The 25,350-nt window shown below is 39.3% G+C and carries 22 protein-coding genes and 1 riboswitch; of the genes, 12 read left to right on the top strand and 10 right to left on the bottom strand.

The genetic code is table 11. The features are described 5' to 3' along the window. Positions 1–8: 8 nt before the first annotated feature. Both EVU92_RS11395 and EVU92_RS11390 read right to left on the bottom strand, forming a co-directional pair. Positions 9–1,277, bottom strand: a complete 1,269-nt coding sequence (locus EVU92_RS11395; protein ID WP_130051321.1) for a substrate-binding domain-containing protein — start codon at positions 1,275–1,277, stop codon at positions 9–11. 126 nt (positions 1,278–1,403) lie between these two features. Next, the gene (locus EVU92_RS11390) at positions 1,404–3,422 is read right to left on the bottom strand and encodes an ATP-binding protein (protein WP_130051320.1); all 2,019 of its coding nucleotides are present in this window, start codon (positions 3,420–3,422) and stop codon (positions 1,404–1,406) included. A gap of 213 nt (positions 3,423–3,635) precedes the next feature. Between EVU92_RS11390 and EVU92_RS11385 the strand changes: the two genes are divergently transcribed. The 3 genes from EVU92_RS11385 to EVU92_RS11375 all read left to right on the top strand — a co-directional run bounded on the left by EVU92_RS11385 (position 3,636) and on the right by EVU92_RS11375 (position 7,140). Next, positions 3,636–4,934, top strand: a complete 1,299-nt coding sequence (locus EVU92_RS11385) for a diguanylate cyclase (RefSeq protein ID WP_130051319.1) — start codon at positions 3,636–3,638, stop codon at positions 4,932–4,934. A gap of 88 nt (positions 4,935–5,022) precedes the next feature. Further along, positions 5,023–5,916: a TIGR01777 family oxidoreductase gene (locus tag EVU92_RS11380; RefSeq protein ID WP_130051318.1), complete on the top strand. Its 894-nt coding sequence runs from the start codon at positions 5,023–5,025 to the stop codon at positions 5,914–5,916. Between the two features lie 81 nt (positions 5,917–5,997). Continuing rightward, on the top strand, positions 5,998–7,140 hold the full coding sequence (locus EVU92_RS11375) for a GGDEF domain-containing protein (protein WP_130051317.1): 1,143 nt from the start codon (positions 5,998–6,000) through the stop codon (positions 7,138–7,140). Here EVU92_RS11375 and EVU92_RS11370 read toward each other — a convergent pair. Next, entirely contained in the window at positions 7,137–8,111 is a 975-nt protein-coding gene (locus EVU92_RS11370) for a LysR family transcriptional regulator (protein WP_130051316.1), read from the bottom strand. The two genes, EVU92_RS11375 and EVU92_RS11370, sit on opposite strands and share 4 nt — an antisense overlap. 109 nt (positions 8,112–8,220) lie before the next feature. Here EVU92_RS11370 and EVU92_RS11365 point away from each other — a divergent pair, with 109 nt between their 5' ends. Beyond that, positions 8,221–9,162, top strand: coding sequence for a sodium-dependent bicarbonate transport family permease (locus EVU92_RS11365; protein ID WP_130051315.1), 942 nt, complete (start codon positions 8,221–8,223; stop codon positions 9,160–9,162). An 83-nt stretch (positions 9,163–9,245) separates the two neighbouring features. Next, positions 9,246–9,665 carry a hypothetical protein gene (locus tag EVU92_RS11360; RefSeq protein WP_130051314.1) on the top strand — a complete coding sequence of 140 codons (420 nt, stop codon included), beginning with the start codon at positions 9,246–9,248 and terminating at the stop codon, positions 9,663–9,665. Positions 9,666–9,678: 13 nt separating this feature from the next. Here EVU92_RS11360 and EVU92_RS11355 read toward each other — a convergent pair whose 3' ends face one another. The 3 genes from EVU92_RS11355 to EVU92_RS21605 all read right to left on the bottom strand — a co-directional run bounded on the left by EVU92_RS11355 (position 9,679) and on the right by EVU92_RS21605 (position 11,026). Further along, positions 9,679–10,059 (bottom strand): hypothetical protein, encoded by a 381-nt coding sequence (locus EVU92_RS11355; protein WP_130051313.1) that lies wholly within the window; start codon positions 10,057–10,059, stop codon positions 9,679–9,681. A 125-nt stretch (positions 10,060–10,184) separates the two neighbouring features. Further along, positions 10,185–10,760 carry a hypothetical protein gene (locus EVU92_RS11350; RefSeq protein WP_130051312.1) on the bottom strand — a complete coding sequence of 192 codons (576 nt, stop codon included), beginning with the start codon at positions 10,758–10,760 and terminating at the stop codon, positions 10,185–10,187. An 89-nt stretch (positions 10,761–10,849) separates the two neighbouring features. Then, positions 10,850–11,026: a hypothetical protein gene (locus EVU92_RS21605; protein WP_168990013.1), complete on the bottom strand. Its 177-nt coding sequence runs from the start codon at positions 11,024–11,026 to the stop codon at positions 10,850–10,852. A gap of 264 nt (positions 11,027–11,290) precedes the next feature. Here EVU92_RS21605 and sbcB point away from each other — a divergent pair, with 264 nt between their 5' ends. Continuing rightward, positions 11,291–12,736 (top strand): exodeoxyribonuclease I, encoded by a 1,446-nt coding sequence (gene sbcB / locus EVU92_RS11345; RefSeq protein WP_130051311.1) that lies wholly within the window; start codon positions 11,291–11,293, stop codon positions 12,734–12,736. 38 nt (positions 12,737–12,774) lie between these two features. On the opposite strand, the gene EVU92_RS11340 is transcribed toward sbcB, so the two are convergent. Continuing rightward, complete coding sequence (locus EVU92_RS11340; protein ID WP_130051310.1) at positions 12,775–13,656, bottom strand: NAD(P)-dependent oxidoreductase; 882 nt, start codon at positions 13,654–13,656, stop codon at positions 12,775–12,777. Between the two features lie 114 nt (positions 13,657–13,770). Here EVU92_RS11340 and EVU92_RS11335 point away from each other — a divergent pair, with 114 nt between their 5' ends. Both EVU92_RS11335 and EVU92_RS11330 read left to right on the top strand, forming a co-directional pair. Then, positions 13,771–14,286: a redoxin domain-containing protein gene (locus EVU92_RS11335; protein WP_130051309.1), complete on the top strand. Its 516-nt coding sequence runs from the start codon at positions 13,771–13,773 to the stop codon at positions 14,284–14,286. Then, on the top strand, positions 14,252–15,235 hold the full coding sequence (locus EVU92_RS11330) for a 2-hydroxyacid dehydrogenase (RefSeq protein WP_130052278.1): 984 nt from the start codon (positions 14,252–14,254) through the stop codon (positions 15,233–15,235). Before EVU92_RS11335 ends, EVU92_RS11330 begins: the two co-directional genes overlap by 35 nt. 106 nt (positions 15,236–15,341) lie before the next feature. Here EVU92_RS11330 and EVU92_RS11325 read toward each other — a convergent pair whose 3' ends face one another. Beyond that, the gene (locus EVU92_RS11325; RefSeq protein WP_130051308.1) at positions 15,342–16,667 is read right to left on the bottom strand and encodes a sodium-dependent transporter; all 1,326 of its coding nucleotides are present in this window, start codon (positions 16,665–16,667) and stop codon (positions 15,342–15,344) included. A gap of 147 nt (positions 16,668–16,814) precedes the next feature. On the opposite strand from EVU92_RS11325, the gene EVU92_RS11320 reads away from it, so the two are divergent. Further along, positions 16,815–17,552, top strand: coding sequence for a 4'-phosphopantetheinyl transferase superfamily protein (locus tag EVU92_RS11320; protein WP_130051307.1), 738 nt, complete (start codon positions 16,815–16,817; stop codon positions 17,550–17,552). On the opposite strand, the gene lysC is transcribed toward EVU92_RS11320, so the two are convergent. Continuing rightward, positions 17,529–18,908, bottom strand: a complete 1,380-nt coding sequence (lysC, locus tag EVU92_RS11315; protein WP_130051306.1) for a lysine-sensitive aspartokinase 3 — start codon at positions 18,906–18,908, stop codon at positions 17,529–17,531. The two genes, EVU92_RS11320 and lysC, sit on opposite strands and share 24 nt — an antisense overlap. 81 nt (positions 18,909–18,989) lie before the next feature. Next, positions 18,990–19,162, bottom strand: a riboswitch (Lysine riboswitch). 87 nt (positions 19,163–19,249) lie between these two features. Further along, positions 19,250–20,500 carry a sodium:proton antiporter NhaD gene (nhaD, locus tag EVU92_RS11310; RefSeq protein WP_130051305.1) on the bottom strand — a complete coding sequence of 417 codons (1,251 nt, stop codon included), beginning with the start codon at positions 20,498–20,500 and terminating at the stop codon, positions 19,250–19,252. A gap of 148 nt (positions 20,501–20,648) precedes the next feature. Between nhaD and EVU92_RS11305 the strand changes: the two genes are divergently transcribed. Genes EVU92_RS11305 through EVU92_RS11295 form a run of 3 tightly spaced genes read left to right on the top strand, consistent with a single transcriptional unit; the run spans position 20,649 to position 25,257 of the window. Further along, complete coding sequence (locus tag EVU92_RS11305) at positions 20,649–21,923, top strand: hypothetical protein (RefSeq protein ID WP_130051304.1); 1,275 nt, start codon at positions 20,649–20,651, stop codon at positions 21,921–21,923. Positions 21,924–21,925: 2 nt separating this feature from the next. Further along, entirely contained in the window at positions 21,926–22,471 is a 546-nt protein-coding gene (locus EVU92_RS11300; protein WP_062564547.1) for a hypothetical protein, read from the top strand. Next, positions 22,471–25,257: an ATPase gene (locus EVU92_RS11295; protein WP_130051303.1), complete on the top strand. Its 2,787-nt coding sequence runs from the start codon at positions 22,471–22,473 to the stop codon at positions 25,255–25,257. Before EVU92_RS11300 ends, EVU92_RS11295 begins: the two co-directional genes overlap by 1 nt. The last annotated feature ends 93 nt before the right edge of the window (positions 25,258–25,350 follow it).

The following is a 25,350-nucleotide window of genomic DNA, read 5'->3' as shown; positions in this document are numbered from 1 at the left end:
GTACTTCCTTATGAATTTAGTAATTCATACCATTTATCTAAACTGTAATCATAATTAGGCATAACCGTATTCCATACTGCTATGTTCGAAAAGCGCTTAATGTAGCTACCTCCATCACGTACCTGACCAGCTTGAACCGAAATTTTTCCGTCTGTTCCTCGTAAATCAATGGATGCTTCTTGCCCTTCGTACCAATATTGCCATTCAGGCTTTGACATCAGTGGCTTGCTGCGCTCTGGGTTAGAAATGTAATACCCTTGCCTTGCGATAAACGCTCCCGGATAGCCCGACAGCCACCAATTCATGTACTCATAGGCAGCATCTTTAACATACCCTTGGGTATTTGCAGATAAACACATTACCCCATGCCATGCACGATAGCCTTCTTTGGGGGAAGCATAAACAACTGGAATACCTTGGCCTTTACATGCACTAACACCTGGCGAAAACATGCTTTGAATAGTGACTCGTTTCATTTTCATGAAGTCGACAGATTGCGGCACCGAAGTCCAAAATCCAGCAAAGTGACCTTCTCGTTTCTTATGTTGCAAGATTGCGAACAACTGATCAATCTCACTAATGCTCATATTTCCCATATCTTTAAACGTCATCAGGCCTTGCGCTTGGGCAGCCAATGCCGCATCAAAAATACCGATAGTTGGTGCATTTACTAGCGCTACTTTGCCTTTATTCTTTTCGTCGAGTAACCAAGACCATGACTCTGTTTCGTATGGGGTACCCTTTTCTATGAACTGTGTGTTGTAACCAAAGGAATCAACGTTATGCACATAAGGCATGAAACTAATTGCATTAGTTGGTGTAGTTGAAAGCGTGCCATCTGCTTGTACATAAAGCAGTTTATTAGGTGAATCACCAGCACCTAATTTAGCGTCAGGAGCAATTTTTCCTGTTTTAGAAAGAGGGTTAATTTCATGCCAATACCTTAACCGCTCAGTTTCTATAGGTTGAATAGCGCCAGCTTGCCATAAAATGTTAATTGAATCTGACCATTGCTCGTATAAATCAAAGCTACTTGGATCTGCAGCCGCTTTTTGCAACACAGCTGCACTGCCCATTGGCGTAAACTCAATATTAATACCCAACTCAAGCATGGCTTTTTGCCTAAGTTCTTCTTGTAACGTAACATGGGTGCCCATCACTCTAATAGTAGGAGTGCTTTTAGCGAATACATAGGGGACTTTGAAAGCAAGTGTTGATGCAACAGCACCAGCCCCTAACGTTTTAAGAAAATCTCGGCGGTTATCAAAGTGGTCCATTTAGCATTCCCAATATGTTAAGCCCGTTAAAAGTATAGGTTAAATTTGGAAATTACCTAAAGTAAGTATAAATTTACAATATAGAAAATACCCAATGCAGTTGAATCATAAGCCAACCACAGTTAGCTAGATTAAAAAATGTTCTTTTGCACTCGCAATTGCTTGTTCAATGGCCGTATTTTTAACTGGCTTAGAAACAAATAAATCCATTCCTGCTTCTTTACAGGCAGCTTTATCATCCGCAGAGGTATTTGCAGTCAAAGCAATGATAAAAGTTTTATCTGTCGGGCATATTTTTTCATTTCTCAAAACCCGTGTTGCTTCAATACCGTCCATTTCAGGCATAACACAATCCATAAAAATCAAGTTGTAGTTATTTTGTTTGCACTTATTTACCGCATCAATTCCATCGCAAGCATAATCAGCAGTCAAGCCCAACTTCTCTAAATGAGCTTTCAACACGAAGCGATTAATTTGGTTGTCATCAACAACTAATATCGATAAAGGCAAGGTTGAAAAGTCGATATCACTGGCATGTAGCGTATCATGTGATTGTGGCTGCCCAAGCTTTAGAGGTAATTGAATATCAAAGCAACTGCCTTTTTGGTATTCACTACTGACCTTTATCGTGCCACCCATGTAGTCAATGAGCTCTTTTACAATAGCAAGACCTAGGCCTGTTCCGCCTTTATTACGATCTTTATCTTGCTCTTGGGTAAAAGGCGAAAACAGTGATTTCATAAAGGTTTCAGTCATACCAATGCCTGTATCGCTGACTCGCATATTTAAGATCACATCGCCATTTTGCGGTTTAGCCGATACGTTTAGTTTAATAGTACCTTGCTCAGTAAACTTTAATGCATTGCTAAGTAAGTTAGACAAAATTTGAGTGATACGAGTATTATCGCAATAAGTCCAACATTCATCACTAATATCAATATCGACCTCAAAATTAAGATTCTTTTCTTGATATAAAGGTAAATATAACGACGCTAAATCAACAAAAATTGTTTTTAATAAAAAGTGACTAGGCTCTAATTTGAGTTCACCATGATTTATCTTAGAAAAGTCGAGTACTTCGTTAATGATGTTTAACAAAATATCAGCACTTCGCAGTGCAACTTTGAGTTTTTCTTCACGTTTTTGCTCTGACTTTTCATATAGAAGTGTCGTAATCATGCCTACAATACCATTGAGCGGCGTGCGCAATTCATGACTAATTTTGGCCAGCAAGATGCTGCGCTCTTCAAGTGTTCGCAGTGCATCAGCTTTTTGCTTTTTGAGCTCTTCTCGCAGCAATACTTCTTTAGTAATATCCTGAAACGTCCCGATTAATCGAACGCACTGGTTGTTCTCAAATTCTGCTTCACCATAGGTTGACACCCAAACAATATTACCTTTAGCCGTAACCAATTCAATTTCAAGATTCCAATCCTTTCCTAGCTCAACCGCTTCTTTAACAACTTGTTGTATTGCATTACGACTTTCGCCTTCTTTATAAAACTTAATAGCAGTTTCGAGGTTAGGTGCATAATCAGCAGGAACCTCATGGATGGCTTTAGTTTGTTTACTCCAGTACAGCTTATTTTCTAGCAGGTCGAACTCCCAAGAACCAATACGAGCAACTTCTTCAACTTGCGCTAACATATAGTTCTTTTTTAATAACCGTTCAGACGATGCATTACGTGCCAGTTCATTGCCTAGCCACTGAGCAAATAGCTCAACATAATCATGTGATTCTTCATTGAACGGTTTTGATACATTAGGTGCTGAGAAATTAACGGTACCAAATACTTTTTTGCCAACAAAAATAGGGGCGCCAATGTATGATTCGAGTTGAAAATTGACATAACAAGGGTGCTCTGCAATAGGGCTTTTTGAAGCGTGATGAAATGAGAGCGCCTTATTGGCTTCAAGGGTATGAGCACAATAAGTTCCCGAGACATCAAATTGCGTACCAACAGCAATCGCATTATCAGGAGTAACAGCATGAATGACCGTATAAACCTGACCATCTACCCGACTCACAATAGCAAACTCAAGATTAAAAACGTCTAAACCAAACTTTAACAGCTTGGTTACTTTGTTTGAAAAATCAATTTCTTGGTTGGATACTATATCGTGAAATTGGCGCAGAAAGTTCACAGTCACTCCTTGTTACTTAAAACTACATATTGTCAAAACAGCATATCAATAATTTATTGAGTGTTCACTTAAAAAGAGGTAAACAGCCTAAACTTGCCAAATACGTTATAAAATATCATTAAAATGACTTTTTTTATTGATAAACTGGTAAAACTCTATGCTTAGTCAATACTTTATTATTAAAGTTAGTAATTGTAGGCACTTACCATTTCAATGTCACTTAGAGCCAAATTCACCCTTTTACTGTCCACTGTTTTATTAGTGATAGTAGCTAATACCTTTATCATCTATTTATTAGATAAAGAGGGTCAGGCTAAGCTTGAAACAGTGATCCGCACTCATGATGTACTTGATGAGTCAGAAAAGCTTTACAAGCAACTCATAAACGCTGAAACAGGTCAACGAGGCTATTTATTAACACAAGACATCAGTTATTTAACGCCCTATTACTCTGCTCTTGATCAAGTAAAAGAACATTTTCTAAACATCAATAAGCTAACCATAAACAACCCAGAGCAAAAGAATACACTTGCATTAATTGATGAACTAATAAGTAAAAAGCTAGCTGAGTTGGCATTAACCGTTGAACTTGTTTTGCAGGGCACACCCTCTGCGCTTGAGAGAGCAAAAGTCGTTGTGTTAACTAATAAAGGTAAGCAGTTTATGGATCAAATCCGCACGCAGATTGAACTATTTCAAGATACGGCACGAGCAAAACTAGAACAACAAGATGCTGAATACCAAGAATCCAAAATTTTTATTACGCGTTTCGTCACTATGCAAATTCCACTAGCCATTATCTTATTATTGTTTTGCGCCTTTTATATAAATTCTAAGCTTTTAAAACCCCTCAAACTATTAATACACATTACCAAACAGGTTGAAAAAGGCGAAAAGCCGAAAGCTTTAACAATTGATATCCACGATGATATAGGCTACTTGATAAAACGCTTTGTACGCATGAGTGACATTGTTTATGAACGAACGAGAAAATTAAACTTTCAGGCAAGTCACGATCACCTAACAGGAGTTTTAAACCGTACAGAATTAAAACCAGCATTAAAGCATGCTATCCATCTTTGCTCCGAAAAAAATAAGCTTGCGGTTATATTCATTGATATAAATAAGTTTAAACAACTTAATGATGAATATGGTCATCTAATCGGTGATCAAATACTAATAGAAACCGCAAAACGCATTACTTCATCTGTTAGAGCCGATGATGATGTATATCGCTATGGAGGAGATGAATTTGTTATTGTTACGCATAATATAGCCAAAAGCAGATTTATTGATGCAATGATTGATCATCTATTGGAGTGCTTCAATCATCCTTTTATGCTGGAACAACACACAATAAATATTTCAATTAGTATTGGAGTAGCCTTAGCCCCAGATCATAGTACAGAGTATAAGCAACTACTCGAACTCGCTGACCTGGCGATGTACAAATCTAAAAGACACCCTAAAAAGAGTTATCACATTTATCAAGAAGGTGAAAAAAAAGAGTAATCTAAATTACTGCTTTATCCGTATAAATTTGCAAAAACACTCATCAGAATGTATAAAAAATACACAGCACTTTCATTAAGGTAGCACTATGCATATTTTTTTAACCGGTGGAACAGGCCTTATTGGTAGACATTTGTGCCCTTTCTTATTAAACCATCATAAAGTCACTGTACTTACTCGCAACCCAATTCAAGCAGCCGTAATCCTGACTCATCAAGTGCATACTGTGAAGTCACTAGATGAAGTTAATTTTGAAGAAATTGATGCCATCATCAACTTAGCTGGTGAACCTATCGTTAATAAACGTTGGAGCGAGTCTCAAAAGCAAACTTTACTTAATAGTCGAATTAATCTTACTTTACAGATCTCTAAAGCAATTAGCCGATGTGAATCTCCACCCCATACATTTATTTCAGGCAGTGCTATTGGTTTTTATGGACGACAAGATAATCAGCCGATTGATGAGAGCTTCAATGATATTTACCCTGAATTTAGTCACGTTCTTTGTCGAGACTGGGAGCATGCAGCTACGAAAGCACATTCTGATAAAACCCGGGTGTGCTTACTTCGTACTGGTATCGTGTTAGCTAAGCAAGGTGGTGCACTTGGTAAAATGCTTCCTGCCTTTAAGTTTGGCTTAGGTGGGCCATTAGGCCATGGAAAGCAAGGAATGTCATGGATTCATATTGATGACATGATCCAACTAATCCTTTTTGTTCTCTCACATCAAAATATCCATGGGCCAATAAACGCGACTGCACCTAACCCTGTTGATAATAATGAATTTAGCCAGACATTAGCTAATGTCATTTCGCGTCCGGCTATGTTGCGTATGCCTAGTTGGGTGTTAAAAATGATGATGGGTGAAATGTCTGATCTACTGCTTTACGGTCAATTTGTGCTCCCTAATAAGCTACTAAGCCATAATTATCGATTCCACTACCCGACATTAAAACCAGCATTAGAAAGTCTAAAAATATAATTACTATGTCTAGGTTGATTAGAGGTAACTAATACATAATAATTAACCTGATATTAGTCGAGTGATTATTCAGGGAAAATCATGATGCAATTACCCACCATAATCAGCATTTCAATTTTATTGAATGTGATTATTGGGGCTTTCTTACTGTCTTTATACTTTCTAAGGCAACAATCAAGCTATTTATACTGGGGAAGCTCGTGTCTAATTTTTGTATGCGCACAAATTACAGCCTCTCTACGAGCTATTATTGACTTTCCTTTAATTACGCACTATCTGGCCAATTTACTAATTATTGCAGCACCATTATCAGCAATATTAGGAATTCATGCTTATTGCCAGTCTGACAAAAAATACCAAAGTGCATGTGCATTCGTGCTAGTTTCATCTTCTGCCATATTACTTCCTCTTTATAATCTGCCAATAAGTCAGTTGCTCACAACGGCCATCATTGCCGTATGCTTTGGTTATGCTGCTTTCGCGCTTAAAGGGCTACATGTGAAGCGCATTATGCATTTAGCATTACTCAAGGTATGCTTTGTAATTCATTCTTTAATCATGGCTATACAGTTTTTGCTGCTACTTTCTGATTATCTAGGTTTGTTAAACATAGACTTAAACCAAATAATAGCTGTTATTCTGATAAGTCATATCATTATCACTACCCTAACAGCCATGATTTGGCCACTAATAATGTTTCTAGAATCTGAGCAAACATTGAGTGACCTTGCTAATCGCGATCCATTAACTGATTTATTAAACCGCCGGTCATTTATAACTATTAGTAACAATTATTTAGAAAAAGCAAATAGCAGCCTTACAGAACTCTGTGCTTTGATGATTGATATCGACTTCTTTAAAAGAGTAAATGACCTACATGGTCACGAAACAGGTGATGAAGCACTCAAATGGGTTGCGAACAAGATTAAAAGCCAGCTTCGTGAACACGACTTAGTTGCTAGAATAGGTGGTGAAGAGTTTGCAGTAATACTACCCAATACCAGTCAAGTTAAGGGTGAAATTCTATCTGAAAGAATTCGCTTAGCCATCCACAACGATAGCTTTCACCATAACAACCAAGAAATTAATCTGTCTATTAGCATTGGTATAATCACCCACAAGTCGGGTACTAATAATGTAAATGAACTACTTGCAAAGGCCGATAAAGGTTTATACAAAGCTAAATTAAATGGCCGAAACCAAGTTGTGACAATGGCATTTTAATGGTGCCTTTTTTCTAGCTGAACATTAATGCTCGCATTTAGCTGACTCAGCTCATTATTTACCCACTCTTTGTCTAAGCATTGCTCTAAATTTAACTCGGCAAATTTTAAAAAATTTCGCGCAGCATGCGACAAATGGCGATCGGTTCGCACCACAAAATACCAATGACTCGCTAAGTTCACATCTTGCACATTTAGCATACAAAAGCTGCTATCGTGTGGTGGTAAGACATGACGAGACACGACTCCCAGACCCATGCCAGAGCCGACAGCAACACGAATAGCTTCATTACTTGCCATTTGCACTGTATTACTTAATACAACCCCCCGACTTTGTAGCTCGCTTTCAAACAACATTCGCGTGGCAGAGCCCTGCTCTCGAAGTAAAAATCGTTCTGAGATTAAATCATGCAATGTAACGTTGTTTTTACTTACAAGCGGGTGATTAGTTGGCGCAATAAATACCAATGGATTTTGTAAAAACCGGCCAGCCTTGGCGTGCTCTAATGAGGGGGGATGACTAAATACATAGATATCATCTTCGCCTCTTTCGAATCTAGCAAGCACCTCTGCACGATTACCAATTTCAAGCGGCAGCTCAACATGAGGGTGTAAGTTACTATAAGGACCTAATAATTTCGGCAAAATATATTGTGCAGTATTCACAATTGCAATTTTACAGCGACCGCGCTCACCACCTCTGAGCTCAGCTAAGTAATCTTGATAATCATCAAAATGACCAAACACCTGCTGACAAGTTTGAAATAACGCGAAGCCAGCTTCAGTAACATGAAGACGCTGCTGGTTAACCATCACTAAAGGTTCATTAACGGTTTCTTGTAGGCGTTTAATTTGTTGCGATACAGTCGGTTGAGTTAAATGTAATTGCCTTGCTGTCTCACTAATTGAGCGTGTTTTTACTACGCACATAAACACTTCAAGTAAACGAAAAGAAATATGTCTCAAGTCCATTAACAAACACCTATAGATAATTATCTATAGAATATTATCATTTATTTAATTATTTACTATGTGAATTTTTAATTAGAATAGCGTCGCTTTTAACCAAGAGGAGAACAAAGTGCCTGATATTGTTGTAATGTTTTTTGTTTTAGGACTCACAGCTGGATTACTTCGCTCTGACCTAAAGATTCCGCAAGCGACCTATGAAACCCTTAGCCTATTGTTAATGCTCACCATTGGTTTAAAAGGTGGTATGGTGCTGCATGGCAATTTGCATTGGCAACTTTTACCTGAAATGGGTGCCGTTTTACTACTTGGCGGTTTGATCCCACTAATGCTTTACCCTGTTTTAAACAAACTGCTTAATTTATCTGTTGCTAATAGTGCAAGTATCGCAGCACATTATGGTTCAGTAAGTGCAGGTACATTTGCGGTCGCTTTAGCTTATGCCGAATCTAACTCGTTAAATGTTGGTGCGGAAGTCACTCTTTATTTAGTAATGCTTGAATTACCAGCGATCATCGTTGGCTTATTACTATACCGTCGCCTTGGGAATGGCTCTGGGCAAAACCTCTCGCTCAAAGCGCTTTGGCATGAAACACTGACGAACAAAAGCGTGATACTCCTTGTTGGTGGTGTAATTATCGGCATGATGTACGGTACACAGCAAGGTAGCCAAGTAACAAGCCTTTTAACAAATAGTTTTAAAGTTGTTCTGGCATTATTCCTACTGGAAATGGGTTTAATGGCTGCGCAAACACTGCGCCCTATTCCATGGCATCACTGGCGTTTAGCATTATTCGCACTTATAACACCTAACCTATTAGGAGCCATTGGCGTCGGTGTTGGTACAGCTCTACAACTGGAATTAGGCTCTGTAGTGATATTGGCAAGCCTTGTTGCAAGCGCTTCTTATATTGCAGCTCCTGCGGCTATTAAAGCAGCTATTCCAGATGCAGACATAGGTTTAGCCATGTTATGTTCCTTAGGGATCACCTTTCCTTTCAATGTATTACTTGGAATTGGTATGTATCATCAAATAGCATTATTCATGAGTTAAAAATTTAACTCACAATCACTTTATGCATGAGATTTTTTTAAAAGTCGTTTAATATAAATAAAAAAGCAGTGCAAGGACATGCTATGTTCAATCAAACGCTCAGCGCCGAGCAACAGCATGTAAGTGATATTTTTATGCGCTTATGTAAGCTTTGTGAGGTGCAAAACAATGCTGAGTTAGAGCAACATTTATCGTTAACGCCTGGTTTTTGTGTGCAAAGTATCAAACTTGCTTCAGTGCCTTATCAATTGATTGATAAAGTGGCTAAAGCTACGCAAGTTAGCTTTGATTCATTACTTAATGGTTACGAACATAAAACGCTCGCGCTCGATGGACCACTATTAGAAGCAGTTAGTAGTGGTATTATCAAGAGCATAAAAAAGCTATCTATAGCGGGGTTAATTAAGGGTGATAATCAAACTCAAGAAGCACTTAGTCAACTTGCAGAAATTCAGCTTGAACAAATAGAAAAAGAGCTAAAAATACAAAGCCAGGTTAAATAACCTGGCTTTTTAATTAATTCTTACCTTTGTACATTTTGTCGTAAATGTCGGAAATGTTGTTTTTCTCATCATAGTATCGCTGTAACTCTCCAAGCGATAACTCCTTTAGGCTTTCACTATCAAAACCCATTGGCTCTACCAATTTAAAATGAGCTGCTGTTGGTGAATTTTCAATTAAAGCCGCAACCTCATTTTTTAATTCTTCAGCTTTATTAAATAGTTTAATTGCTTTGCTAATATCTGTTTCGTGCTCGGCTTGCAACGTGCACCAAACCACCTCAACAGACTTTGACCTGATTTGATCTTCAAAGATATTCTTGCGCGCAATCAACCATGTACTTGCAATCAGCAAGATGGCTAAAACAGCAATGGCTATATAAATTAGTTCAAGCATTACGATCCCTCGGTAAACTAAATGTTACTATACACCCAAACTTGGTCCGTAATACATCAGGAAAAAGCATTATAAATTTTAGTATGGGACTGAAAACCATCAATTAATTCATGTTAACTTTTTGTTCAAAGCGGCCAACTTGGACTAAGCAAAAGTTTTAACCTAGTTTTTAGAAGACCAGGAAACAACATTACCACTGCAAGCGCAATACTTATGTAAAGCACAATAAAGCTATACATGTAGTGTATGTAAGCGTGCTCAGCTTGAATATCTAAGACTACAAATTTAAACCAAAGTACAAAGTGAGCTATAGCAATAACTATGGTGAGTTTGAATACACAAAAGAAGAGTAAGCCAAATTTATAGCTAAACTTTTTATGAAGTTTTGCAAGCACATACATGCTAAACAAAGAAGTAGCGCTCAAAGCAAGGTAAACATTTTGAACATTATCAACAGCATGATTTTCCTGAATATATGTTAATGCATACTCCATCAATAATGTTGTAAGCATATATTTCGTGACGACAACTGCTATTGTTAAAAAGTCACTGAATAATTCTTTATCTTTAACCGCTCTTACCATTGATAGTATGAGAGCTAAAAGGTAAGACAATGATATGAGTACTTGATATGAAAACACTTCTCTGTTTTCACTGACTAGTAATGCCTTATTGTATAATTCTGCGAAGTATTCAAACATAGTTTACCCTTTGTACCAAACATTAGGATATTACTATGAAGCAAAAAAAACCAGCTGTTTGAGCTGGTTATTTTTGAATAGTCTATTGTTTAGTTAGGTTTTTTTTCTTTAATGATAACTATTCCACCAGAACCTTGTAGTTCTTCCTTTTTCTTTTCTTTAATAATTACGATTCCACCTGAACCTTGAAGTTTTGTTGTATCAAAACTTGAAGCTGGCACAGCGTCGAATGCTAAAGTAGATAGTAATAAAGCTGATAAAGTCATTTTTTTGTTCCTTCATTGTTAAAGATAGTTTTCGTTAGCAAATACCGAGCCACTAAAATACAAATAAGGTAAAAACTAACGACTAGGCTCTATATAAGCATAAAATTAGGCTTTTAGGCCATTTTTTATACTAACCATGTATTTAAAACATACACTGAACAGCCTCGACACCTTTAGCCCTATAATCTAACAAGCCTCTATGCCATAATTCTGTTAATTCAAAAAATAAGTCAAAGCGGCCCGACGCTTAGCAAGGTTTAATGCATGGCATATCCAGAACAACAGCAACCAACAATTTACTGGCACGACTACGAAACATTTGGCGCAAGCCCGCAAAAAGACCGCCCGAGTCAATTTGCAGGTATTCGTACCGATCTCGATTTAAATATTATTGGTGAGCCGTTAATTGAGTATTGTAAGCCAGCGGCTGATTACTTGCCCCATCCTGAAGCGTGTTTAATAACGGGCATCACACCGCAAGTTGCGATGCAAAAAGGCTTGATTGAAGCTGAGTTTATGGCAAAGATCCATGCTGAGTTTAGTCAACCGAACACCTGTGTAGCGGGTTATAACAGCATTCGCTTTGATGATGAAGTCACGCGTTACAGCTTATACCGTAACTTTTATGACCCTTACGAGCGCGAATACAAAAACAATAATAGCCGCTGGGATATCATTGATCTGGTACGAGCATGTTACGCGTTACGCCCAGAAGGCATTGAATGGCCGCTTAAAGAAGATGGATCACCTAGCTTTAAACTTGAACACCTTACTGTTGCCAATGGTATTGAACACGCTGCGGCTCACGATGCATTAAGCGATGTAACAGCAACTATAGCCTTGGCTAAATTAATTAAAGAAAAGCAGCCTAAGCTATATCAGTTTTTCTTTAGCTTACGCTCTAAAAAAGCGCTGGCTGATTTAGTCGATGTGTTTAACATGACACCACTAGTGCACACCTCATCGCGAATTCCGGCCAGTCAGGGCTGCACAAGCTGGATTGCCCCAATGAGCTTTCACCCTGTCAATAAAAACGCCATTATTTGCTTTAATTTGACTGAAGATCCGCAAGTCTTATTAGATTTATCTGTTGAAGAGCTGCGCACGCGTCTTTACACAAAACACAGTGACCTTGGTGAAGGTGAAGCACCTGTTGGCTTAAAGCTCGTGCATTTGAATAAATGCCCTATTCTTGCACCAGCAAAAACCTTGTTACCAGAGAACGCAGCTCGATTAGGTATTGACCGCGAAAAATGCTTACAAAATCTCGCTGTTTTAAAAGCCAACACTGAGCTTCGCGACAAAGTAACCGAAGTGTTTAACGAACAACGTGATTATGGCGAAACCACTAACCCTGACTATCAACTTTATGATGGTTTTACCAGCCATGCTGATAAAGCAAAATTTGCTATGATACGTGATGCAAGCCCTGAGCAATTAGCCTCAATGCAGCTTGATTTCGATGATAAAAAGTTTGCCACCTTGTTATTTAGATACCGAGCTCGAAACTGGCCTCAAACACTCAGCCAAGATGAACTGGCAAAGTGGCGCCAATATTGTCAAAACAAACTAATGCATGGCGAAGATAATCCATCAATTAGTGGGCAAGATTTCATGATCACACTTGAGAATCTAGCTCATGAAAATGATGATAACGAGAAAAATCTGCATATTTTAAAAGCCTTGTACAATTACGCACAAAGCATGTAATTGAAAACGCGACAATCATTGTCGCGTTTTTATAGGTATTACTTTTTATGTAACGCTTCGATGCGCGCTAATAAACTTGAGGTGTCGTAACGGCCACCACCTAAAGCTTGTACATCAGCGTAATATTGATCAACTGTTGCCGTCATCGGCAAAGTTGCGCCGTTTGCCTTTGCCTCATCTAGAGCAATGCCTAAATCTTTACGCATCCAATCAACAGCAAAACCAAATTCGTATTCGCCAGCCCACATGGTTTTGTAGCGGTTTTCCATCTGCCATGAGCCTGCTGCACCTTTAGAGATGGTTTCAATGACCTTTTCACCATCAAGGCCGGCTTGTTTTGCAAAGTGTAATCCCTCGGCTAAGCCCTGCACCACACCGGCAATACAAATCTGATTAACCATTTTACAAAGTTGGCCAGAGCCTACTTCGCCTAATAATTGGCTAAAGCGACTAAAAGCAGCCATCACAGGCTGAACAACATTAAAATCAGCTTCATCGCCACCAACCATCACGGTTAACACGCCATTTTCTGCACCTGCTTGACCACCAGAGACTGGCGCATCTAAAAATGCAATACCCTGCTGTTTAGCTTGAGCTCCTACTTCACGTGCAACTTCAGCCGACGTTGTGGTGTGGTCTACTAAATAGCTCCCCTCATGCATACTTACAAGAACACCATTTTCACCATAAACAACTGAACGTAAATCGTCATCATTGCCTACACACATGAAAACGATATCAGCACCTTTAGCTGCTTCACTTGGCGTTTCACAATAACTACCTTGATATTCTGAAACCCACTTTTGCGCTTTAGCTGTTGTGCGGTTGTAAACTGTCACGTTGTGACCTGCGTTAGCAAGGTGACCCGCCATTGGGTAACCCATTACACCTAATCCGATGAAGGCGACTTTCATTGACATAAAACTGACCTATTTGAGTGATAAATTAGTAACAATTTCATTATCTCAACCGATTAACTAAAAAGCGAATGAAAAAAAGTTCATTTAAACCAGTCAAAAACACACAGGTAACACATGGATAGTATATATCGTTTCAACGCCCAGCTTGCATCTGGTGAAAATTTTAGCCTTGAATCGCTACAAGGAAAAACAGCGCTTATCGTCAATATTGCCAGTAAATGTAATTTTTCAGTACAAATGGCAAGCCTTGAAAAGCTCTATCAAGACTATAAACAGCAAGGATTTACTGTGCTTGGGTTTGCATGTAATCAATTTGGCCACAATGAGCCCCTTGATGGCAATGAGCTACAAGCTTTTTATCAGCAGCACTTTGATGTCAGCTTTCCTATTTTTAACAAAGTATTAGTTAACGGCCCTGATGCCCACCCTTTATTTAATCATTTAAAGTGTCATACCCGTGGAATTGCACAAAACCGCGCAATTAAATGGAATTTCACCAAATTTCTTATAAACTCAGAGGGTCAACTCGTTGCGCGATATGCCCCGCGTACCAAACCCGAAACCCTCAAAATGGTGATAGAGAGTAATTTAAATGATGAAACTGGCCTTATTCAGTGCGCAAAAATATGAGCAACCGTTTTTTGAAAGGAATCTAACTGAATACGCTGACTCTGTTTCGCTCAGTTATTTTGAGCAGTCTTTAAACATCAATACAACTCCTCTTTGTAAAGGCTTCGATGCGGTGTGCGTGTTTGTAAACGATACTGTCAACAAGCACGTCATTGCAGATATGGCAGCTGTAGGCATAAAAGCAATCTTATTACGCTGTGCAGGTTTTAATAATGTAGACCTTGATGCAGCCAAAGAGCATAACATCAAGGTTTGCCGCGTCCCGGCTTATAGCCCCGAAGCTGTCGCAGAGCATTGTATTGCTCTAATGCTAACGCTCAACCGTAAAACCCACAAAGCCTTTAACCGTGTACGTGAAGGTAACTTTGATTTAAACGGCTTACTTGGCTTTAATCTGTTTAAAAAAACCATTGGGATTATAGGCTGTGGCAAAATCGGTTTAGCTTTAGTGAATATTTTAAATGGCTTTGGGGCTAAAGTACTCGTCTGTGACCCAATGGCAAGTGAAGGCCCTTATACTTTATGTGATTTAGACACATTGCTCACACAAAGTGATGTCATCTCTTTACATTGCCCACTCAACGAGCACACCCATCATTTAATTGATAGCAGTGCATTTAAAAAAATGAAAGACGGTGTTATGTTAATTAACACCTCTCGTGGTGCACTTCTCGATAGCCAAGCATGTATTCAAGCGCTTAAGTCTAAAAAGCTCGGACACTTAGGACTTGATGTGTATGAGCAAGAGTCAGAGTTATTCTTTAAAGATCATCGCGAAGAAATCATGCAAGACGATATTTTTTCACGCCTTATTAGTTTTCCTAATGTGTTAGTGACAGGCCACCAAGGCTTCTTCACCCAAGAAGCGCTTAGCGAAATAGCCTGCACCACACTACAAAGTGCTAATGAAATAAGCCAAGGCTTACCATTAACTAACGAAGTTAGTTAATGAGTGCGTACCTTAGACTAAAAAAGGCGTGAGGTTTAAACCCCACGCCTTTTTACTTTTGTCTTTTACCTCGAAACTAGAAACTTGTAACTCGCAGCTCAAGACTCTATTTCAACAACGCCACGTTCACAAATACTGCTGTCATTAATAACGGGCACACAAAGCGAATATACTGAGCAAACCAATAATGAGGGCCGCTCGAGACTTGATGCAATTTATTACCACGTTTCCATAACCAGCCTACAGTAATGAAATAGAACAGTCCCATTAAAGGAAGTTGGTACTGCGTAAGCACCATAATCACCAAACCAAATAACCAGTCAAAATTTAAGATAATAACTGATGAAGCGATAAAGACGATTAAAGTTACAAATAAAGTCGCTTTTTTGCGCTCTATACTGTGGTTCTCAACTAAAAATGCCACTGGAATTTCAGTTGATGAAATTGTTGATGTAACAGAAGCTATTGACATTAACACGAAAAACAATAATCCAACGAGTAAGCCCATTTGCCCCATAGTACTAAACAGCTCAGGTAAAATTGCAAAAATTAACTGCCCTTCACCTACTAATTTACCGTTGCTAAACACTTCTACACCGTTATGCTGAGCAACAAAAATAGCTGGTATAATCAATAAACCCGCTAAAAAGGCAACCCCTGTATCTAGCAACGCCACTGTTCCGGTTAGTTTAGGCAGGTTCGCATCAGGCTTTAAATATGAGCCATAAACCATCATACAGCCTACACCTAACGACAATGAAAAGAACGCTTGCCCCATTGCCGCAATAATTAAGTTTGCATCAAGAATTTGACTAAAATCTGGCACTAAGTAGGCTGCAAAGCCATCCATCGCACCATCTAGGGTAGCGATATAAGCAATTAACGCCACTAATAACACTAGCAATAATGGCATTAAGCGGCGTGACCAAGTCTCGATTCCTGATTTAACCCCTTTTAAGATAATACTCGCAGTTAGAATAAGCATCAGCGGCGTAAACACAAAGTTGCGTACCATTGAATCACTATGCAAAAAGTTACTTAACTCAGTAAAACCCAAGAAGCTAGCGATTGGCTCAAGTGCATACGCTAACATCCAACCTGCGACTATCGAATAAAAGCTTAACATCACAATTGCACCAAACAGACCTATGTAGCCTGCTGCAGCGCCCACTTTAGGAGCCGTATCTTGCCATGCATTGGATAATGCTTTTACCGGATTAGCTTGCGCTTGGTGGCCTAAATACAGCTCAGTATAAAGGGCTGGAAGCGCTAATAAGAAGATAACAATGAAGTAAACAAGTAAAAATGCACCGCCGCCATGGTTTGCCGCTTGTGTTGGAAAGCCCCAAATATTACCTAAACCTACCGCCGCACCTGAAGCGGCTAATACGAAACCTAGTCGGCTGTGAAAGCCGTCACGAACTTGTGCCATACATCTATAAATCTGTTATTATTTTTCCTCATTAAACCATAATTACAGCCAACTGCGTAAACTATTTGAGTTGTTCGTGCTCTTACAAGTTCATTTGCTGTAAAAATAAACAAAACTAAATACGAACCCCCGTATAAGCGTTAAATCATGAGCAGCCACTATTTTTCAAACACCTTAGTTATTAATCTGCAGCCGAACAACACGGCACAGCAAATTATGCTAATGGAAGCATCAAACATCGATATTTCAAGCTTAGCTATTGAAAAATTGCTCAGTGAGTTTGAATTATGTGTACTTGAACAACGCAAAGTGCCCGCAGCTAAACAAGAGTATTTAGCGACTCGCTTAACGTTAAAGTATTTATACAAACATACTTACCCTCATGATGATTTAGCGCTCAATGAAATATCAAGCCAATTTGATGACAAAGACAGTAAGCTGAAACTACATACACCCGTTAGAGAGTCTGTTTGGGCTTGCTTATCTCATTCAAATGGTTTGATAGGTGCTGCCCTCAACCCAGCTCAGCAGCTGCTTGGTTTTGATATTGAACAAAGCAACAAACCTCGCCCTTTTATCAAGCTTGCAAAGCATTTTTATCATCAAGATGAAGTTGACTTAATCAGCAGTTTTGATGCACCCGATGAACAGGCACAGTGTTTTTTTAGAATTTGGACATTAAAAGAAGCCCTTGCTAAGGCAAGTGCTCAGCCGATTGCGAAACTGCTCGCTCCCAATGTATTTGAAGAAATACGTAAACATAATTTCTGCGCTAGAAGTAATTGTATTGAAGGCTTTGACATAAGTGTTGTGGCACAAAAAAGCACTGACTGGCAGTGCTCTTTTATTAGCTTTAGCGACTTACGCCGCGACTTGGCTTTCTAATAATCGGCTGTGAATTGCCTGCACAACGTCATCTGACTCGCTTTGCTCCACCAAAAAGCACAGGTTATGTTTACTTGCACCGTGGCAAATTAAACGAATATTAAAGTCGCTTAATACCTGCATTAAATTCATTTCTTGCTGACGTAATTGAATTTCAGAACCAATTAAAGCCACCAGCGTTAAGTTATTCTCGACCGACACATGACAAAACTCAGAAAGCTTATCTAAACAAGCTTGATCCAGCTCAGGGCGTGATGCATTTGGCGCGTTATCTAAAGTGATTGCAACACTGATCTCGGAGGTAGTAACCAAATCAACCGAAATATTAAACTCACTTAAAATAGTGAAAACACGCGCTAAGAAACCACTCGCTAGGAGCATTTCTGGGCTTTTAACCGTTAACAGAATTTGGTTTTTACGCTGTGTTACTGCACGAATACCTGGTTGCTGAGACTTTTCTTTTTCAATCCATGTACCACCTAATTGTGGCTCACGGCTTGAACCAACAAACACACTAATATGACTACGGCTCGCAGGTAAAATGGTTGCAGGATGCAGTACTTTTGCACCAAACGTTGCCATCTCTGCCGCTTCATCAAAACTCAAGCGTGCAATTGGGCTTGCTTTAGCGCATAAACGCGGATCAGTACTGAAAATACCCACAACATCAGTCCAAATATGCACGCTTTTTGCGTTAATTGCTTCTGCAAGTAATGCCGCGCTGTAATCTGAACCTCCACGCCCTAAAGTGGTTGTTTGATTATGTTCATTGCTACCAATAAAACCCTGAGTTACTACAACGTGGTCCTCAAGTAGCGGCACTAAATGCTCTTTAGCAGCCGCAGCGGTTGCTGCAACATTCGGTGTTGCTTTAGCAAATTGGCTATCTGTTTTTAGCACCTTGCGTACATCAAAACGCACCGCATCAAGACCTTGCCCACGCAATACTTGTGTAAATAAATACGATGATAAACGCTCACCAAAGCTAAGTAGCTCATCTTGCTCCGCTACTGACTTAACCCCTTCTGATGCCAGTTTTTGAAAGGCTTTGAGGGTTTCATTAAAGCCATGAGCTAAGTCAGCATCAAGCGATAGCTCAGCTAAAATAGCTTCTTGAATGGCGACCACACCAGTAATGTGCTCGTCACGCTCAGCCGCACTCAAATCAGCTTTACACAATGCAACTAAATGATTGGTCACGCCTGCACTGGCACTCACAGCAACAATACGTACTTGATTATCAGCACAAATGATTTCTGCGCAGCGGCTCATAGCATCAAAGTTAGCTACACTGGTGCCACCAAATTTTGCAACAACGTAATCTGATTTTGTGTTGGCGGCTAATTGGGTATTCATGTCGTCTCCTTTTGTGGAAAACTATCCACAGTAATTCAAGAAGAACTCGGCAAGGGGGTGCTTTGAAAATAAAGAGTAGTCCATGCCAGAAGCTCTCCACCTAGTTTGGTGACAGTTTTGAGGATTCAGCCCCATAAACCGAAAAGTAACCGTGACGTCCGGCTAATTTTCTCGGCGAGTACTTCCCTCATTAATGGTCATCGGCGTTCGTCACCTCACATTAACTACCTAAGTATCGCACCTCTTCTGAATGTTAAGTTAACACCTGGTTAAAATAACAAAGCCTGCTAAAAAAGCAGGCTTTGAAAGTTAACGTTTAGACGTCTAGCTGTCAAGTTGTTTTATGAAATTAAACTGCCTGCTAAGTGCGACCCGTAATAGCCAACGGTATAAGCAATTAATAAATAAACCGACATTTTAAGATAGCTCATAAAGGTCAGTGCTTTTACTTTACTCATGGCGATAATACCTGCCGCAGAGCCGATAATAAGCATTGAACCACCTACCCCTGTTGCGTATGTAAACGACAACCACTGCTGTGGACTCATCACAATATCTGCTTTTAAAAGTGCTGCAGTTAAAGGTACGTTATCTACCGCTGCTGATAATAGCCCCATCATGTAGTTTGCATACTCAGGCGCCATCAACTCATATAGGTGAGTAAACTTAGCAAGCATACCTACTTCTTTTAATGCACCAACCAGCAATAACACACCTACGAAGAACAATAAGGTGTCGTACTCAATCTCACGAATATAATCGATAATTTTTTTGTTGACGTCTTTTTTGCGCATTAAGAATTGCGCAACCAAAAACATTAGTGATAAACCAAATAAAAAGGTTAAAAGCGGTGGCACATTATAAAGCACGCTCAAAGTTAACGTGGCAATAATCGTCGAGAAGAAGATAACCGCAATGGTAATATCTGTTTTTTCAATACGACGAGCTGTTTGCTTTTCAAATACTACATTACCCGACATACCTACAGATAACATTGCCGCAAGCAGTGCAACACTTGTCAGTGCAGGCGCAATTAATAATAGTAAATTAGCAATGGTGACCTTTTCGTCTAAGAAAATCATCAGAGTTGTAACATCACCCGTGATCAACGACACCCCACCCGAGTTAACACTAAATACAATCAAGGTTGCATATTTTATTAATTTTTTAGGATCTAATTTTAGTGACATCACCACCGCAAGTGAGATTAAAGTCGCAGTTATATTGTCTGATATCGATGAAAATAAGAAAGAAAAGCCACCAATCAGAAACATCAACTTTCGTTCACTGATTTGATTTGGCATAATTTTATGAACAATATTCTGGATAAAGCCTTTAGAGTTTAAATACGCAACAAAGGTCATCGCTGCCATTAAAAACAGCCACAAAGTCGCGATCTCTAATATATTGTGATCCAGTTGATGTTGTATGGTTTCTGGGCTTTGCCCATGAATTGGAGAGATAAATAAGATAATCCAGCATAAAGTGCCAAAAAAAAGCGTCGTTTTGGCCTTGTTTACATGGATAATATCCTCTATAACGATAAGCAAAAATGCCACCGCTATCAGGGTTAGGATAAGTGGGGTTACCATGGTGTTTGAACAACCTTTATAATAATGTAAAAATTGTAAGTCGAGTGTTTCGGCGCGGATTCTAGCAGCATAGAAAGCATAAAACTATTATCAATTACATAATTTACTACTAATCGCTAACACCTAAGTCTGAATTTACTGGAGCCTTATGATCCCAGCTAAAAAGTTATTAAATACCCTTACTGAACATTGGGGGGTGTTAGAACTGCTATTTAAACGTTTTAAGATGGCTGATTTCAGTTTGAAAGACGTACAAAATGCGATAAAACAAAAACAACCTTCATGGTCAAATGAACGCATTTATAAGGAAACAAATCGTTTATTAAATCAAGATATTATCATTCCATTAGCGAAATCATCGCAATTAGAAATCAATCGAGCGATTGCTGATTTTGCGACTTTCTTGCTACAAGAAGAACACCTAGGTCTTGCCCAAGAAATTAGTGTACTAGTTGATGATTTAGCTCGCCTTGGTAGTCGCTTGGCTAAAGCAGGTGAAATTGAAGATTACGACGAGCTACGCCGCTTTAGCCGTATTATGGATGATCGGGTACGTAAAATAATGAAATTGTTTGCCCACAATGAAAACGCGATTTTAAATATTGTTGAGCAAGCTAAAGCAAACAACGCCGTGCAATCTTTGCAAAAGCGCTATCAAGCAGTGATCGAAGCGTTTGATGAATACATTGAACCTATGCTTGAAATGGTTGATATACGTGGTGACTTCCACGCTTGCTTTAACACCATCGAAACGCAAATAAGCGCACAAATCGAACAAATTGACCGCCTAGGTAAGTCATATCAAGACAAACGCATGCTTGAGCAATTGCGAACCCGTATTTTAGAAATGCATTTAGTTGGTCGTGAAAGCTTACGTAAAAGCGCCGATATGCTAATGCCGCTACGTGAAGAATTACGCCGTAACAACCTAATTACTCGCCAAGCAGCCAAAGTACTTGGTTTAGTGCGTAAAAATGGCGTCGATAACATGCTAAGTGCGGTACAACCAAACTTTGTCTCGGATGCACAACGCTTTTCACTTGGTCAACAACGTCATATCGTGGCCTATATGGCAGGCTTAGTCGACTTTGAGCACGATGAATATCAGCTACCAGAGCATGATGATGTGCCCGCCTATCAAAGCCCGCATATCCCTGATTACAACGACGTTAAAACACAATTTAGAAAACGCTTTAAAAAAGCCAGCAAAAAAGCTCAGCCGCTGCTTAGTTTCTTAGATGAAAGCTACCCAGATCTAGAAGCTGACGAAATGCTGTTCTTGTATCAAAAATTAATTAGCGATGGCGACCTTGAAATTAGCCAAAGCCAAGAGAAAGTAAAAATAAAAATTGCCCAGCAACACTTCTCTCTTTACCCATTTAACTCATCGATTGCTGACGATAAAAAAGCAACAGAGCAATAACCATGACAGATATTAATTTAGATGATTTAACGCATCTGCAAGCTATTAATAAAAAGCTCACGTCAGGCTACCACATTAGTGAACAAGACACGCTGATGTGGCAAGAGCTTGACCAACACATTGATGCCTACCGTGCCCTTTTTAATGCACTCGGCCATGACCTACAGCATGATAGCCGTGGCTATTACTATTTTGGTAGTGACGAGAGCACCCCAAACATGGGTAAAATTTCACGTGCCATCGCGCTGACTATCTACATCTTGATTGAGCACTATGCCAATACTGGTAAAGATCCTATGCGTGCCTTATTTGACGAGGTAAACGACCTTGAACTGATGCAAACCTTAGTGCAAATCAACAAGCACTTGTTTGATCAATTAGAAATATTCTCTGGCTCAGATTTACGTAAAGATGTGTACCTACGTATGGTGCGTTTAGGCCTTGCTCGCGAAGTAGAAAATGGCTTTATGCTGCAAGCGCCAATTTATCGTTATATCGATGCATTAATGGAAGTAAACGAAGAAACCTATCTAGGAGATGACGAATAATGCAAAGCCAAAGCCTTTACGGACTCAGCAAACTTGCGCTTTTAAATACCGCAGGCTATGCAAAATGCGTGATCCCACTGGATAAAAGTAGCTCAATTTGTGCACCGAATAATACCGGTAAAAGCTCGGTTATTAATGCCCTGCAATTTCCGTTAATTAATGATTTACGCTTAACAGAATGGGATGGCCACGATTTAGACGAAACTCGTAAGTTCTACTTTTCGTCAGATCAATCCTATATTTTACTTGAAGCTGACCTACCTAATGGCCCTGTGGTTATTGGTGTTGCTGGCCTTGGTAAAATTGCTGGTTATGCGCATCAGTTTTTTTGCTATCAAGGTAAGTTAAACCTAGATCACTACACCCAAGGCAAGACAATTGTTAAATTCACCAAGCTTTTTAATCACTTAAAAGAGCAAGGTTTCAACCCAATTGAATTAAAAGCGCAAGAGCTGAACGCCCTACTTACTGGCGGCGCAACCCCGTTTGATGGCGATATCAATTTAAAGATGATCCCACTCAATAACGTGCAAGACTCTGCAATTTACAAAGAAATTTTCCGCCGTATTCTTAACTTGCACAAGTTAGGAGCCAGTGATGTTAAGCGCTTTATGTTACGTGTATTTGAGCGTCATATGTCAAATTCACGGGTCGATTTTTATGAAGTATGGCGACGTTCATTCGATAAGGTAAATCGCGCTAAACGTGAATTAAAAGCCCTTGAGTCAATGCAAGAGCCTATCGCAGCCCTTGAATCTATGCTTGAGAATCAAACGGTTTTAAAAGGCAAACTTGCCGCCTATGCGCCAAAAATTGACCAAGCACTGATTGACTTTGAAACCTATCAACAAGAGCAACTCACTGAGCTAAATATTGCCCTTGAAGATATCGAGCACGAAAAACATGAGTTCGACCAAAAGCAGCAGCTGTATATTCAGCAATCACGTGACATTGAGCGTAAGCAAACTCAAATTGAGCAGTGGTTTTTAGACTATCGAGCACTTAAATCTGAGTTTGAACTAGTTAACAAAGCCACCTTAAAAGTAAGCCTTACGCAGCTTAAACAAGATTATGAGTCGCTTTCGCATTCATTAAGCAGTGCCCAAGGTCAAAGCTTACACACACTTGATTACCGCATTAGCGAAACACAAAAGCAAATTAAGAGCTTAAAACTACAGTTAAAAAACCTCGAGTTCAATTTATTCACCCGTATGCGTGAAGATTTATCTTTAAAAGAAGTTGAAGAAATTTCGCGTATTTTAAACCCAGATATCTTATCGTTTGCCACCACCAGCAATGGTGATGTTGATATCACAGACGAAGATGCCTTCGGTGAGTTTTTAGAGCAGTTATCGGCAAACGTAAAAGGCGGTGTACTGACTCTTCCTGGTGCGACGATTAAACTAAAAAAGCTAAGCCCTGTGCAAATGCAAACAGGCGAAAACAAAGAGCAATTAACTGCGCAACTCGCTGCACTTGAAAACTCCCTGAAAGAGTTTAAACAACAGCGCGAAGTAGCTGCTAATGTCGCTGAAAAGCAAAAAGAAAAAGATGCCTTGTATGATGAGCTAATGGCCTCTGAAGAAGCATTAAAACGCTTTGAACAATTTGAAGTGATGCAGCAATCTGTCGATGCACAAACTCTGCTAAAAGAGCAATTAAATGCAGAACGCGAACAAGTTGACGACTACCTGCAAGACATTCAAAAGAACAGTGGCTCAATTAGCGATCGTCGCTCAATTATCAAGTCGAAAAAAGATTTGCTTGCGCGCCAAGCTGACCGCTTACGCCAAGTTAAATCTGAACGTATCGATCACACACTTGATTTTTACTCAGGCAAAGTCACACCATACATGATTGAAATCAGTATTGATTTTGATAACTTAAGTGACCTCATTCATCACTTTAACAAAGACTGCCAAGAACTACGTAACTTTGATATCAACGTACGTAACACCTACATGCATATTTATAATGCGGGTATTACTAAATTTGATAACGAAAACGATGAGTTTACTAAATACGAAAAGCTTATCAGCGCGTTTCATAACATTGATAACGAGCGCGATGCTGTTGAGCGTCAAGGCCGAGTTGCATTAACCGAAGTGGCAGCTACCATTAAAGGCTTGCGTGAAGACTTAGACCGCTTGCGCCGTGAAATGAATAGCTTTAATAAAGGCATTAGTCAACATCGGATCTCTAACCTTCAAGCATTCAAAATTAATGTTATCCCGCGCAAGATGCTGGTTGATAGCATTGATACCATCATTAGTACCTCAAATCAGTTTGAGCAAGGCGATACCCTCGACTTATTAAGCCAAGAGCCTTATAGCGAGTCTGCGGTAAACGAAGCAAAAGATCATTTAATTAAGCTTGCTTCTGAAAAAGCAGGTTTAACACTGACAGACTTATTCGATATTCGCTTTGAAGTGGTAAATCGTGCTGGTGACACTGAGCACTTCGAGAAAATCGACTCAGCCGGCTCTAACGGTACCCGGATTACCATTAAGCTACTTTGTGGCATGCTGTTTATTCGTTACTTATTAAGCGATCAAGAGCAAAACCTGTATCGTATTCCGATTTATATCGATGAAGCTGCCGATATCGACCCGCAAAACCAAAAAGCAATTATCGAAACAGCACTTAGCTTTGGCTTCGTGCCGATTTTTGCCTCAGTTAAACCACAAGTTAGCTGTGATTACATTGTCCCTATTCGTACTGTCAAAGATGGGGTGCAAAACTGGGTCGATGAAAAAGACTGGATAGAAGTTGAACACAGTGCTTAATTACAAACTATTACAGTACTTATTTGTAAATGTGCCATAGTATTTAAATAATCATTCAGTTGAGTATTATTTGTGTTATGTTATCAATCAAGT

The organism is Pseudoalteromonas sp. MEBiC 03485 (assembly GCF_004195145.1).
Classification (GTDB): Bacteria; Pseudomonadota; Gammaproteobacteria; order Enterobacterales; family Alteromonadaceae; genus Pseudoalteromonas; species Pseudoalteromonas apostichopi.
This window is presented reverse-complemented; position numbering and strand designations above follow the sequence as displayed.

Excerpts from the sequence above, each read along its gene's own strand:
- EVU92_RS21605 (WP_168990013.1), bottom strand. The coding sequence starts at position 11,026 with ATGACTTTATCAGCTTTATTACTATCTACTTTAGCATTCGACGCTGTG.
- EVU92_RS11355 (WP_130051313.1), bottom strand. The coding sequence starts at position 10,059 with ATGCTTGAACTAATTTATATAGCCATTGCTGTTTTAGCCATCTTGCTG.
- nhaD (WP_130051305.1), bottom strand. The coding sequence starts at position 20,500 with ATGGTAACCCCACTTATCCTAACCCTGATAGCGGTGGCATTTTTGCTT.
- EVU92_RS11320 (WP_130051307.1), top strand. The coding sequence starts at position 16,815 with ATGAGCAGCCACTATTTTTCAAACACCTTAGTTATTAATCTGCAGCCG.
- EVU92_RS11360 (WP_130051314.1), top strand. The coding sequence starts at position 9,246 with ATGTTCAATCAAACGCTCAGCGCCGAGCAACAGCATGTAAGTGATATT.
- EVU92_RS11370 (WP_130051316.1), bottom strand. The coding sequence starts at position 8,111 with ATGGACTTGAGACATATTTCTTTTCGTTTACTTGAAGTGTTTATGTGC.
- EVU92_RS11295 (WP_130051303.1), top strand. The coding sequence starts at position 22,471 with ATGCAAAGCCAAAGCCTTTACGGACTCAGCAAACTTGCGCTTTTAAAT.
- sbcB (WP_130051311.1), top strand. The coding sequence starts at position 11,291 with ATGGCATATCCAGAACAACAGCAACCAACAATTTACTGGCACGACTAC.
- lysC (WP_130051306.1), bottom strand. The coding sequence starts at position 18,908 with ATGAATACCCAATTAGCCGCCAACACAAAATCAGATTACGTTGTTGCA.
- EVU92_RS11335 (WP_130051309.1), top strand. The coding sequence starts at position 13,771 with ATGGATAGTATATATCGTTTCAACGCCCAGCTTGCATCTGGTGAAAAT.
- EVU92_RS11380 (WP_130051318.1), top strand. The coding sequence starts at position 5,023 with ATGCATATTTTTTTAACCGGTGGAACAGGCCTTATTGGTAGACATTTG.
- EVU92_RS11330 (WP_130052278.1), top strand. The coding sequence starts at position 14,252 with ATGAAACTGGCCTTATTCAGTGCGCAAAAATATGAGCAACCGTTTTTT.
- EVU92_RS11325 (WP_130051308.1), bottom strand. The coding sequence starts at position 16,667 with ATGGCACAAGTTCGTGACGGCTTTCACAGCCGACTAGGTTTCGTATTA.
- EVU92_RS11305 (WP_130051304.1), top strand. The coding sequence starts at position 20,649 with ATGATCCCAGCTAAAAAGTTATTAAATACCCTTACTGAACATTGGGGG.
- EVU92_RS11300 (WP_062564547.1), top strand. The coding sequence starts at position 21,926 with ATGACAGATATTAATTTAGATGATTTAACGCATCTGCAAGCTATTAAT.
- EVU92_RS11350 (WP_130051312.1), bottom strand. The coding sequence starts at position 10,760 with ATGTTTGAATACTTCGCAGAATTATACAATAAGGCATTACTAGTCAGT.
- EVU92_RS11375 (WP_130051317.1), top strand. The coding sequence starts at position 5,998 with ATGATGCAATTACCCACCATAATCAGCATTTCAATTTTATTGAATGTG.
- EVU92_RS11395 (WP_130051321.1), bottom strand. The coding sequence starts at position 1,277 with ATGGACCACTTTGATAACCGCCGAGATTTTCTTAAAACGTTAGGGGCT.
- EVU92_RS11340 (WP_130051310.1), bottom strand. The coding sequence starts at position 13,656 with ATGTCAATGAAAGTCGCCTTCATCGGATTAGGTGTAATGGGTTACCCA.
- EVU92_RS11385 (WP_130051319.1), top strand. The coding sequence starts at position 3,636 with ATGTCACTTAGAGCCAAATTCACCCTTTTACTGTCCACTGTTTTATTA.